Annotated in this window: 12 protein-coding genes and 1 pseudogene; 5 read left to right on the top strand and 8 right to left on the bottom strand. The window is 70.0% G+C overall.

What is annotated here, in order from left to right; genetic code table 11:
• Nucleotides 1-6 precede the first annotated feature (6 nt).
• The 6 genes from VFK57_02950 to VFK57_02925 are packed head-to-tail and all read right to left on the bottom strand — an operon-like array spanning nt 7 to nt 4794.
• The gene (locus VFK57_02950; GenBank protein HET7694638.1) at nt 7-1038 is read right to left on the bottom strand and encodes a beta-ketoacyl-ACP synthase III; all 1032 of its coding nucleotides are present in this window, start codon (nt 1036-1038) and stop codon (nt 7-9) included.
• Entirely contained in the window at nt 1032-2048 is a 1017-nt protein-coding gene (gene ruvB / locus VFK57_02945) for a Holliday junction branch migration DNA helicase RuvB (GenBank protein ID HET7694637.1), read from the bottom strand. The genes VFK57_02950 and ruvB overlap by 7 nt, the downstream gene beginning before the upstream one ends.
• Nucleotides 2049-2052: 4 nt before the next feature.
• Nucleotides 2053-2646 (bottom strand): Holliday junction branch migration protein RuvA, encoded by a 594-nt coding sequence (gene ruvA / locus VFK57_02940; GenBank protein ID HET7694636.1) that lies wholly within the window; start codon nt 2644-2646, stop codon nt 2053-2055.
• Complete coding sequence (gene ruvC, locus VFK57_02935; GenBank protein HET7694635.1) at nt 2643-3182, bottom strand: crossover junction endodeoxyribonuclease RuvC; 540 nt, start codon at nt 3180-3182, stop codon at nt 2643-2645. Before ruvC ends, ruvA begins: the two co-directional genes overlap by 4 nt.
• Before the next feature lie 34 nt (nt 3183-3216).
• A complete protein-coding gene (locus tag VFK57_02930; protein HET7694634.1) occupies nt 3217-3966 on the bottom strand; it encodes a YebC/PmpR family DNA-binding transcriptional regulator in 750 nt (249 codons plus the stop codon).
• 51 nt (nt 3967-4017) lie between these two features.
• The gene (locus VFK57_02925; GenBank protein HET7694633.1) at nt 4018-4794 is read right to left on the bottom strand and encodes a class I SAM-dependent methyltransferase; all 777 of its coding nucleotides are present in this window, start codon (nt 4792-4794) and stop codon (nt 4018-4020) included.
• Between the two features lie 104 nt (nt 4795-4898).
• Between VFK57_02925 and VFK57_02920 the strand changes: the two genes are divergently transcribed.
• The 5 genes from VFK57_02920 (at nt 4899) to VFK57_02900 (ending at nt 9892) form a co-directional block, all read left to right on the top strand.
• Nucleotides 4899-5369: a carboxypeptidase-like regulatory domain-containing protein gene (locus tag VFK57_02920; protein HET7694632.1), complete on the top strand. Its 471-nt coding sequence runs from the start codon at nt 4899-4901 to the stop codon at nt 5367-5369.
• A 15-nt stretch (nt 5370-5384) separates the two neighbouring features.
• Nucleotides 5385-7658 (top strand): polysaccharide biosynthesis tyrosine autokinase, encoded by a 2274-nt coding sequence (locus tag VFK57_02915; GenBank protein HET7694631.1) that lies wholly within the window; start codon nt 5385-5387, stop codon nt 7656-7658.
• A 73-nt stretch (nt 7659-7731) separates the two neighbouring features.
• Nucleotides 7732-9024: an O-antigen ligase family protein gene (locus VFK57_02910; protein HET7694630.1), complete on the top strand. Its 1293-nt coding sequence runs from the start codon at nt 7732-7734 to the stop codon at nt 9022-9024.
• Nucleotides 9021-9740, top strand: a complete 720-nt coding sequence (locus VFK57_02905) for a hypothetical protein (protein HET7694629.1) — start codon at nt 9021-9023, stop codon at nt 9738-9740. Before VFK57_02910 ends, VFK57_02905 begins: the two co-directional genes overlap by 4 nt.
• A 20-nt stretch (nt 9741-9760) precedes the next feature.
• Nucleotides 9761-9892 (top strand): hypothetical protein, encoded by a 132-nt coding sequence (locus VFK57_02900; GenBank protein ID HET7694628.1) that lies wholly within the window; start codon nt 9761-9763, stop codon nt 9890-9892.
• 47 nt (nt 9893-9939) lie between these two features.
• Here the strand turns inward: VFK57_02900 and VFK57_02895 are convergent, their stop codons facing one another.
• Together VFK57_02895 and VFK57_02890 are read right to left on the bottom strand one after the other, a co-directional pair.
• Nucleotides 9940-10719, bottom strand: a complete 780-nt coding sequence (locus VFK57_02895) for a class I SAM-dependent methyltransferase (GenBank protein ID HET7694627.1) — start codon at nt 10717-10719, stop codon at nt 9940-9942.
• Nucleotides 10720-11021: 302 nt separating this feature from the next.
• A pseudogene (locus VFK57_02890) lies at nt 11022-11888 on the bottom strand (geranylgeranyl reductase family protein).
• Nucleotides 11889-11900: the final 12 nt, after the last annotated feature.

Raw genomic sequence — 11900 nt, 5'->3', positions numbered from 1 at the left:
GCGCGACTACAGGCTCCAGCGCAGCAGCACCGCGCCCACGGTGAAACCGGCCCCCACCGAGCAGAGCAGGACGAGATCCCCCTTCTTGAGACGCCCCTCGGCACGCGCGTCGGCGAGCGCGAGCGGGATCGTTCCTGCGGTGGTGTTGCCGTACTTGTCGAGATTGATGATCACCTGCTCCGGGCCGAGCCCGAGACGCTCGGCGGCCGCTTCGATGATCCGCCGGTTCGCCTGGTGCGAGACGAAGAGATCGAGCTCGGTGGTGTCGATGCCGTTCCGCTCGAGGAGGCGCCGGGCGATCTCCTCGGTGTTCTTCACCGCGAACTTGAAGACCGTTCCCCCTTCCTGCTTCACGTAGTGCAGGCGCTTGTCGACGGTCTCGTGCGAGGCCGGCATCCGGCTGCCACCCGCCGGCATGCACAGCGCCGAACCGCCGCTGCCGTCCACCACGTGCGCGAAATCGATGATGTGCGGCTCGCCTTCCTCGGCCGGCGAGAGGATCACCGCGCCGGCGCCGTCCCCGAACAGCACGCAGGTCGTCCGATCGGTGTAGTCGATGATGCTCGACATCACGTCGGCGCCGACCGCCAGCGCGTGATCGCACGCGCCGGTCGCCACCTGCTGCATGGCCGTGGTCAGCGCGTAGGTGAACCCGGAACAGGCGGCGCCGAGGTCGAACCCCCACGCCTGGCTGGCGCCAATCCTGTTCTGCAGCAGGCACGCCGTGCTCGGGAAGATCATGTCCGGCGTCGTGGTGCCGACGACGATGAAGCCGATGTCGGCGGCGGTGAGACCGGCCTCCTCCATCGCCCCCTCGGCGGCGACCGCCGCCAGTTCGGAGGTGCCGACGCCCGGCTCCGCGATGTGCCGCTCGCGGATCCCGGTCCGCTGCTGGATCCACTCGTCGGTCGTCGCGACGAGCTTCTCGAGATCGGCGTTGGTCAGCACGCGAGGCGGAACGTAGGTGGCAAGGCCCGAGATCTTCACCGGGCGCATCTGTCGGGCCGGCGCGATCCGGCCGATGTCCGTCTTTACCAAAGTCTGTCCCTCTGCGGGGCGGTCAGGCCGAAGTACTCGTAGGCGCGCGCCGTCGCCACGCGGCCGCGCGGCGTGCGCTCCAGGAAGCCGGCCTGGATCAGGAACGGCTCGTGAATGTCCTCCAGCGCGTCCCGCTCTTCGCTGAGCGCCGCCGCCAGACTGGCGACGCCGACGGGACCGCCGCCGAACTTGTCGACGATCGCGCGCAGCAGCCGCCGGTCGACTTCGTCGAAGCCGTGCTCGTCGACTTCGAGCATCTGCAGCGCGCGCCGCGCCACCTCCAGCGTGACGCGTCCGTCGGCGCGGACCTGCGCGTAGTCGCGCACCCGGCGCAGCAGGCGGTTGGCGACCCGCGGCGTGCCGCGCGCGCGGCGGGCGATCTCGCGGGCCGCGTCGACCTCGATCTCGACGCCGAGGATCCGCGCCGACCGCACCACGATCTCCAGGATGTCGGCGTCGCCGTAGAAATCCAGGCGGTGGACGATGCCGAACCGGGCGCGCAGCGGCGAGGTCAGCAGCCCGGTCCGCGTCGTCGCGCCAATCAGCGTGAAGCGATGCACCGGCACCTTGACCGATCGGGCGCTCGGCCCCTGCCCGATCATGATGTCCAGCTCGTAGTCCTCCATCGCCGGATACAGGATCTCTTCGATCGCCGGCGCCATCCGGTGGATCTCGTCGATGAACAGGACTTCCTTCGCCTGCAGGTTCGACAGCATCGCCGCCAGATCGCCGGGCTTCTCGATGACCGGTCCGGCGGTCGGCCGGATCGGCACGCCGAGCTCGTGCGCGATCACGCCGGCCAGCGTCGTCTTGCCGAGGCCCGGAGGGCCGTAGAGCAGCACGTGATCGAGCGCTTCGTCGCGCTGCCGCGCCGCGGCGATCGCCACCTGCAGCTGCTCGCGCACGCGATCCTGTCCGATGTACTCGTCCAGCGATCGCGGCCGCAGCCCCGCTTCATACCGGACGTCGTCGTCGAGAGGCGACGTGCTGAGCACGCGATCGTCACTCATACCGCTACTTCATCATCCCACGCAGGACGTCGCGCAGCGCCTGCTCGAACGTCGCGTCGGGCGTCTTCTTCAGCACGGCGTCCACCGCCTTGCCGGCCGCCGCCTGCTGGTAACCGAGGTTGGCCAGGGCGGAGAGCAGATCGTCGCGAAGTCCGGTTCCGGCCTCGGGCGCCTCGGGCTGCGCGCCCGCCGCTGCATGCGGCAGCCGATCCTTCAGCTCGAGGCCGATCCGTTCGGCCGTCTTCTTCCCCACGCCGGGGATGCGCGTCAGCCGCGCGACGTCCTGCGTGCGGATCGCGCGCACCAGCTCGCCCGGATCGATCCCGGACAACACCGCGAGCGCGAGCTTCGGGCCGATGCCGCTGATGGCGATCAACCGCTCGAACAGATCCTGCTCGAGCGGCGAGGCGAATCCGTAGAGGGCGATCGCGTCCTCGCGCACGTGGGTGTGGACGCGCAGCGTCACGCCCGCGCCCGGCTCGCCGAGGCCGTAGAACGTGGACAGCGGCACCTGCACGTCGTAGCCGACGCCGGCCACGTCCACCACGACACGATTGGGATGTTTCTCGAGCACCGTGCCGCTGAGCCGCGCGATCACGGTCGGTAGTGTCTCCAGCTGCGAACGGTCGCCGGCGGCGACTGCAGGCGCGCCTGCGCCGCCGCCCCGTGGCTGCTGTGCACGTGACAGATGGCGATCGCCACGGCGTCGGCGGCGTCGTGCGGCGACGGCGGCGCGTCCAGCCCGAGGAGCAGCTTGACCATCTGCGCGACCTGCGGCTTCTCGGCGCGCCCGAAGCCGACCACCGCGCGCTTGACCTCGGCCGGCGTGTATTCGACGATGGCGATCCCGGCGGCGGACGCGGCGAGCAGCGCGACGCCGCGCGCGTGCCCGAGCTTCAGCGCGCTGCGCACGTTGCGGGCGTGGAAGATGTTCTCGATGGCGACGCAGTCGGGACGATGCGCGGCGAGCAGTTCGACGAGGCCGGAATGGATGGCGTGCAGCCGATCGGCGAAGGGGCTGCCGGCGGGGGCCGACAGCGTACCGCAGGCGACGAGGCGGTGCCGGCGGCCGTCGCTGGCAATACAGCCGTAGCCGGTGCGCTCCGAACCCGGATCGATGCCGAAGATGATCACGGCGCGGTCCGCGTACTCCGCGTCATCCGCGGTCTCACGCCAGCGAGGCCTCGATCTCCTTCTCCTCGATGTCGGCGTTCGTATAGACCTTCTTCGTGTCGTCGTGCTCCTCGAGCACTTCCATCAGCTTGATCATCGCCTGCGCCGCCTTGCCTTCGAGCTTGATGTAGTTCTTCGGCAGCAGCGCGATTTCCGCCGCGGCAGGCTCGATGCCCAGCCCCTTCACCGCGTCGAGGACCGCCTGGTAGCTCTCGGGGGACGACACCACTTCCCAGTTGTCGCCGTCGTCCTGCATGTCGTCGGCGCCGGCGTCGATCGCGGCGGCGAGCAGCTTCTCCTCGTCCGCCTTGCTCTTCTCGACGACGATGTAACCCTTCTTCTCGAACATCCAGGCGACGCTGTTGGCCTCGCCGAGGTTCCCGCCGTGCTTGGTGAGGGTGTGCCGCATTTCACCGACGGTGCGGTTCTTGTTGTCGGTGAGCGTCTCGATCATGATCGCCACGCCGCCGGGGCCGTAGGCCTCGTAGGTGATCTCTTCGTACGAGACGCCCGGCAGCTCGCCGGTGCCGCGCTGGATGGCGCGCTTGATGTTGTCGGCCGGCATGTTGACCGACTTGGCCTCCGCGATGATGGTGCGCAGGCGCGGGTTGCTGTCGGCGTCGCCGCCTCCGTTCTTGGCCGCGACCGTGAGTTCCTTGATGATGCGCGTGAAGAGTTTGCCGCGCTTCGCGTCGGCCGCACCCTTTTTATGCTTGATTGTGTGCCACTTGGAATGGCCGGACATGGCGGAAACCCCCGAAAAGTCTAAAGAAAATGACGGATGATCCTAGCACTTTCAGCGCTTGCTGGCGAGGATGACCCAGACGTCGGCGCGGGCGTCCCACGGGCCTCCCCGATAATCCCCGAGCACCGCGTCGATCGCGAAGCCCGCGCGCTCCAGCCGGCCGGTCATCTGCCGGATGGACAGGGTGCGGAACGTCAGGGTGAACCGGTGCTGCCGCCGCGCGCCGTTCCGCGACGTCAGGTAGCGCTGGTCGAAGATGGTCAGGCCGCGGGCGCGGTCCTGCGTCACCGACTCGACGAGCGACACCGTCGTCTGCCGCCCCATGCGGCCCGACAGGGTGCGGCGCGCCTGGTATTCGGACCAGCGCGGCAGATCGGGAACGAGGTCGATGCCGAAGCGGCCCCCCTTCGGCAGCACGCGCGCGACGGCGTCGAGCGTCGCGGTCAGGTCGCGTTCGCGGGTCAACGACTGGAGAATCCCGTAGGGCGCCATGACCAGCGGAAACCGCCCGCGGCGGAACGGCAGATGGCGGATGTCGGCGCGGACCAGGGCGGCGCGCCCGGCAACGCGCGCACGGCGCAGCTTGCGCGACGCGCGATCCAGCATCGGCAGCGATCGATCAACGCCCACGATCCGGACGCCGGCGCGGGCGACCGGCACGGTGATGCGGCCGGTGCCGCATCCGAGCTCGAGCACCGGGCCATCGGCCGCGGCGGCGAGCCGCTCCCAGAACTGGACGTCCCGCCGCTGCACGGTCTGCGCGTTTTCCCAGTCGTAGAATGCGGCGTAATCGTCCCAGCCGCGCCACCCTTCGCGGGCGCGCTTCACGCGTCACCTCCCTGCTTACGAATCTGTAATTGTCGCCCGCTCCGCAGACTTTCCGCCGGAGGCATACAGAAGTCGGGTATCATACGGTGTCCCAGAGTCTGTTCATGGTAAGACTTAATGCGCTGATCGCGGCGTTTGTGCTGCTGATCGCGGGTTCTGCCGCGGGTGTGGCAGGCGGCGCGCCGGCCGGCGCCCTCGGCGCCATCCAGGGGCACGCCTGGACGGCGAACAACAGCGCGATCCCGCACGCCAGGCTGCGGCTGCGCGACATCACCACCGGGAGGATCGCCGCCGTCACGCAGGCCAACGAGAACGGGCAGTTCGCGTTCGGCAACGTCGCCGCGGGCAGCTACGCGGTGGAGCTGGTGAACGCGTCCGGCTCGGTCCTGGCGATCGGGCACCTGTTCAGCGTCGCCTCCGGCGAGAGCGTCGTCACCTTCGTCCGCCTCGCCGCGCCGGGTTCCTGGTTTTCCGGATTCTTCGCCAACGCGGCGGCCGCCGTCGCCTCCAGCGCTGCCAGTCAAGGGATCACGGCGCTCGCTCCTGCGGGTCGTCCGGCATCGGCCGGTCGCTGAGCCGCACGCAATCAGATGTTCGACGCCCAGGACCTGCCGGCCAACGTCGGAACGGACGTCCCCACGCCGTCGCTGTCCTCCGGGTCGTCACAGCCGGTGCATCTGCTCGATCGCCTGAACGCCGTCTTCAAGCATCGCCGCCTCGCGGGCACCGCGTTCGTGCTCGTGATTGCGTTGATGATGCTGCAGACCTATTCGACGACGCCCGTCTTCCAGGCGCAGGCGCGCGTCCAGATCCAGGACGAGCGGACGATGTCGGTCGCCAACATCACGTCGAACGACCCGGCGTTCTGGCAGGACGCGGAACAGTATTACAAGACGCAGTACAGCATCCTGCAGAGCCGCGGGCTCGCGCGGCGGGTGGTCGAGCGGCTGCGTCTGGCGCAGCATCCCGATTTCAGCGGCAGCGCGCCGCGGCCGCGCGATCCGCTCTCGATCATGCGGCAGGCGCGCGCGTCGGCGGGTTCGTGGGTGCGCTCGCTGGTGGCGAAGCCGCCGGAGGCGGAGCAGGCCAGGCCGGCGCCGGATGAAGACGAGCGGCTCTCCGGTCTGATCAGCGCATTCCTCGGCGGCGTCCACGTCGTCCCGGAGCAGGGCACGCGGCTCGTCACCATCATCTACCGTCATCACAACCCGCGCTTCGCCGCGGAGGCGGCCAACGCGCTGGCGGACGAGTACACCAGACAGAATCTGGATCTGCGGCTGAACACGATTCAGACCAGCCTCAAGTGGATCGATGGCGAGCTCGCGCGGCAGGAAGAGATCCTGACGAAGAGCGAGGCGGCGCTGTCGCAGTATCGCGAGTCGAACAACGCGCAGTCGCTCGACGACAAACAGAACATCGTCACGGCACGGCTGACCAACGTCAACGATCAGCTGACGCGCGCGCGCGGTGCCCGCCTCACCAGGGAAACCCTCTACAACCAGATCCGGAACGCGGATCCGAAGGAGGATGCGAGCGACAACTTTCCCGCCATCGGCAACAACGCCAGCGTGGTGAGCGCGAAGAACGCGCTGCTCAAGGCGGAAGGGGAGCGGGCGGCGCTGGTCGCCCAGGGCTACGGCCCGGAGTGGCCGGCGCTGAAGGCGGCCGAGAGCGAGGTGGCGGCGGCGCGGCGGCAGCTCGTCGCGGCGCGCGGCAGCGTGATCGAGACGGCGCGCAACGAGTTCAACGCGGCGCGGCTGGAGGAGAGCAACTACGCCGGCGCGCTGGAGGAGGCGAAGTCGGCGTCCGTGGATCTCGAGCGCAAGGGCGGAGACTACAAGATTCTCCAGCGCAAGGCCGAGACGGATCGCACGCTGTACAACCAGCTGCTGACGCAGCAGAAGGAGCTCAGCGTCGTCGCCAACAGCCGCGCGAACAACGTGCAGGTGATGGAGCAGGCGGAGGTGCCCAAGGCGCCGATCTCGCCGAATCCGCGCAAGGACTGGCTGACCGCGCTGCTCGCCGGCGTGGTCGTCGCGTTCGGCCTCGCGTTCGGCATCGAGTACCTCGACGACACCGTCAAGGTGCCCGAGGACATCACGCGGCGGCTGCGGTTGCCGCTGCTCGGTCTGGTGCCGGCGATCAAGGGCGATCGCGTCCCGGTGCTCTCCGAGACCGTGCCGCACGAATTCGGCGAAGCGTTTCGATCGCTGCGGACGTCGCTGGTGTTCACCGCCGGCAGCGAGCACACGCGCGTGATCGCGGTGACGAGCAGCCAGCCGCTCGAGGGAAAGACGACCACGGCGGCAAACCTGGCGATGGCGCTGGCGCTCGGCGGGTCGCGGGTGCTGCTCATCGACGCCGACATGCGCCGGCCGGGTCTGCACAAGACGCTCGGGATGGAGAACGGTACGGGGCTGTCGCACCTGCTCACCGGCCAGGCGCGCGTGCGGGAGGCGATTCAGCGCACCGCCGAACCGAATCTCGTCGTCATCACCGCCGGGCGGACGCCGCCGAACCCCTCGGAGCTGCTCGCGTCCGAGCGGATGAACGGCTTCCTGCAGAACCTGCAGACCGGCCCCTTCGACTGGGTGGTGATCGACACGCCGCCGGTGCTCGCCGTGACTGACGCCGTGATTCTGGCGCCGCGGGTGTCCGGTGTGGTGTTCGTGATCGGATCCGAGATGACCCGCCGGGCCCACGCGGAGCGCGCCATCGAGACGTTGCGGACCAGCCGTCCGCGCAGCCTCACGGCGGTGCTGAACCGCGTCGACTTCAACCGCAACAAGTACTACTACTCGCGCTACTACGGCTACCAGTACAAGAGCTACTACGGACCGGGCACGACGCAAGGCGCAGCGTAGCGAACCGGGCTCCGGGTTCGGTCCTTCGCTCCTGGCGCTGCTGCTCGCGTTTTCCACGTTCGCGTTCGCCGGCGTGTACCTGCGAACGCTCGCCGTTCCCGCTCTCCTCTGCGCCGTTCTCCTCGTCATGTACCGGCCGCGGCCCGATCTCCGTGATCGCGGATCGGCGGACGTCTGGCTGAGTGCGGCGTTCGCGTTCGAGCTCGTTCAGCTCGTGCCGCTCCCCGAGCGCGTCGCCGGACTGCTGTCGCCCCATGCGCGCGGGGCCTGGGAGCGTCTCGCGCTGGCGGTGCCGCGCACGCTGCCGCTCTCGCTCGACGTCGCCGGCGGGATCTGGGCGGCGATCGTCGCCGGCTGCGCGCTGGCGACGTTCATCACCGCCCGGCATGTGTTCGCGAACGGCGGGGTGCGCCGCGTGGTTCGTGCGATCGCCTCGATCGGCCTGATCGTCTCGGCGATCGGGCTGGCTCAGGAGGCGACCGGCGGCGGGCTGATGTACTGGCGCTGGCGGCCGATCGAGGAGGGGGCGGATCCCTTCGGGCCGTTCGTGAACCGCAACCACTTTGGCACGTGGGTCGTGCTCGCGGTTCCGCTGGTGCTCGGCTATCTGGCCGCGCATGCGGCGGTGCACCATCGCGCGAGCGGCGGCGAACGCCGCTGGTCGCGGCTGCGTGACCTGACGGACTCGCGGACGATCTGGCTGACGGCCGCGGTGGTGTTCATGATCGTGGCGCTCGCCGTCACGCTCTCACGCTCGGCGCTGTTCGGGCTTGGCGCGGCGCTGGCGTTGGCCGCCTGGCTCCGGCCGGCCGGCGGAGGCACGACCGGCAGGCGGCCGGAGCGCTGGGTCGCCGCCGGGCTGCTCCTTGCCGCTGCCGCGGCGCTCGTCCGCGTCGACCCGTCGGCCCTCGGCGCGCGGCTGGCCGCCGCTCCCATCTCGATCGCCGGACGGATTGCCATCTGGCGGGACACGCTCCCGGTGGTCCGTGATTTCTGGTTGACGGGCACCGGCGCGGGCACGTATGAAACGGTCATGCTGCTGTACCAGCGCTCGGCGCTGGAGGTCCGGTTCAACCAGGCGCACAACCATTACCTGCAGCTCGCGGCCGAGGGAGGCCTGCTGCTCGGCATTCCGCTGTTGATGGGCTTGTCGGCCTGGCTCCGCGCGGCCGCCGCGGCCATGAGACGCGACACCTCCGCCATGTATTACGTGCGCGCGGGCGCGTGTTGCGGTCTCGCCGGCGCCGCCGCGCAGAGCGTGTGGGAAACGGGGGTGACGACCCCCGCCAACGCCCTGCTGGCGGCGGTGCTCGCCGCGATCGTGGTGCACGCGCCGATCCGCGCCGATCGGCAGGGTGGCGCGTGAGTCTGCGCGTCGGCTTCGACATGGACGGCGTGCTCGCCGACTTCCGGACGGCGTTCCGCCAGACGGCGGAGCGATGCCTGCGAAAGCGCGTCGGCGAAGACGCAGACGACGACCAATCGCGCGCGCCGCTCACCGCCGACGACATCCGCCGCGTCTGGGATCACATCGGAAGGACGCCGAACTGGTGGATGGACGTGCCGGCCTACGAGCCGGCGCAGATCGCGCGGCTCTACGGGCTGATGCGGAGCACCGGGTGGGAGATCTTCTTCATGACCAAGCGCCCGCCGAGCGCGGGGGACTCGGTGCAGTTTCAGACCCAGTGGTGGATCGAGCGCTTCGGCTACTACCTGCCTGCGGTCCTGACGGTGCCGGGCTCGCGCGGTGAAGTGGCCAACGGCCTGCGCCTCGATCTGATCGTCGACGACCAGATCATCAACTGCGCCGAAGTGATCGGCGCCGGCCCGACAAAGGCGCTGCTGATGCTCCGCGAGCCGGATCCGGCGGCGCGGACGCTCGCCTTGAACCGCGGCATCGGCGTCGTCTCCACGCTGTCAGAGGCAATCACGATCCTCGAGCAGCTGCACGACGTGGTGCCGAAGCGGCGCGGGCGCCTCTTCCGCCTGAGCGACTGGTTCAGCGCCGCGGAGGAACAGCACGAGCCGCTGCCGCACAACCCTCGCGAAGTGCGGCCCATACCGGAACGCTCGGATCCCTGATCGGCTCGCTGCAATATGGAGTGACCGGGCGGGATCCGATCACGCGGACGCTCGTGCTGGGTCTGCTCGTCGGCACGACGCTGGCCTCGACCTGGCGCCCCGCTCGTGCCGCCGCCCGGGTCGATCCCGTGACGCTGCTGCGCGACGAGTAGATCGATCAGGGATCCGGGATCAGCGATCCGGGATCAGCGATCCGGGATCAGCGATCAGGGATGAGGGATTCGCAGACGAACCAGATCTGGCTGTTCAACGCGGCACCGAGCCATGGCATCGGCGAGAACAACTGCTCGCGGATGGTGAAGCGCCCGGCGATCTCGGCGGCAAGCTCGCGATAGTCGAAGCCCTTGTGGCCGTAGTACTGGTACGGCCCGCTGCTGCTTCGCCCTTCGAACGCGATCCGGGCAACGCGCATCCCGAGCACCGACTGCAGCATCTCGATCGGCGAATAGCGCTCGCGATGACGGTAGTCGCCGAGGCGGCGCAGGCCCGCGAGGGCGCGGAACAGCTGCTTGGCGGCGACGCTCGGACCGATTTCGATCGGCACGCTGATCACCACGAGGCCGCCGGGGCGGACGAGCGCGGCAAGCACGTCGAGCACCCGCCGGCGCTCGGGTTCGAGGCAGTGCTCCAGCACTTCCATGCACGTGACGACGTCCCAGCGCGCGTCCGGAGCGGGCGCCGCAACCGCCGCCGGCGCCACCTCGAATCGCGTCCCGGGAAGGCGGCCGAGCCGCGTGCGGCACGCGGCCACCTGCCCCGGATCGACGTCCCATCCGCAAACCTCGCGGAAGTTGTCGTGAACCATGGCGACGAACGTCCCGTCGCCGCACCCGTAGTCGAGCAGCCGGCCGCCGGCACGCCGGGCAACGAGCCGGCGGGCGAGATCGAAGCGGCTGCCGTGGCTCCAGCGGACGACGCCGCTCGGGCAATAGAGCTGCTTGCGGGCGTAGTCGCCGTCACGAAGGAGGGAGTCGGTCACGGCGGCGAAAGCTAGCGCCAGAGCGACGAGAGCAGGATCTTCCGGAACTGGGCGTGGCGCAGGAGCGCCAGCGCCGACTGGCGGTGCCAGTTGAAGTCGGCGGTCTGCCGCAGCAGCGGGATGATGCCGTCCACGCGCGCGAGCTCGACGACGGCGTCGATCGCGCGGTCGCTCATGCGCGACGCCAGCGTGCGGAACGCCAGGCCGATGCGGATGTCGGCGCCGAGCCGGGCGCGCCAGTCCTGCTCGTAGCGGCGGAGCCGGATGTCGCGCAGGTCGTCGGCCTGCAGCGCCTCGTCCAGCGTCTCGGCGGCGATCTGACCGCTGATCAAGCTGTAGTAGATGCCGCCGCCGGTCGTCGGCTTGACGAGACCCGCGGCGTCACCCACGGCGACGAGCCGCGTCGCATAGGTCCGCGACACCGGGCCCAGGGGCAGGATCTTGAGGCGCGGGTCGGGCCAGCTCGACGCGTCGGCGTCGAACCGGGCCCGCATCCGCGCCGCGAACTCGCGAAAGCGGTGCAGCGCGCGCGACTCGCACATCAAGCCGACGCGGGTGTGCGAGCGCCCCGCCCGGGAGAACGGCACCAGCCAGGCGAAGCCGCCCGGCGCCACTTCCCGGCCGAGGTGCACTTCCACCGCGTCCGGCCCCTCGAGCGGGTACTCGAGCTGCGCGCTCTGGACGTACTGCCGCGGCGCTCCCAGACCGAGCTGGCGATTGAAGCGGTAGTTGGCGCCGCAGGCGAGCACACACGCGCGCGCGCTGACCGCTGCGGCGCCGTCCACGCCGATCGTGACGGCGGCGCCGCCAATCTCGATCGTGCGGACCCGCGACCCGCTGCGCAGCTCGGCCCCGGCGGCACGTGCGGCGCTGGCCAGCGCCTGATCGAAGCGCGCGCGATCGACGACCGCCGCCCGCGCGTTCTCCGCGTCGACCGCGACGTCGCTGCCGTCGGCGGCGACGAATCGGGCCAGGTGCGCGGTGCTGAGGATCGTGTCTCGGGGGATGTCGAATTCGTCGAAGGCGGCGGCGCCGAGGACGCCGGTGCAGTGCACCGGAACGCCGATCGCTTCGTGCTCTTCGAGAACGACGACGTGGTGGCCGGCGGCGGCGAGGGCGCGAGCGGCGGTGAGTCCCGCGGGACCGGCGCCGATGACCGCAACGTCATGCAGCGTCATCGA

The organism is Vicinamibacterales bacterium (assembly GCA_035699745.1).
Lineage (GTDB): Bacteria > Acidobacteriota > Vicinamibacteria > Vicinamibacterales > 2-12-FULL-66-21 > JAICSD01.
This window is presented reverse-complemented; position numbering and strand designations above follow the sequence as displayed.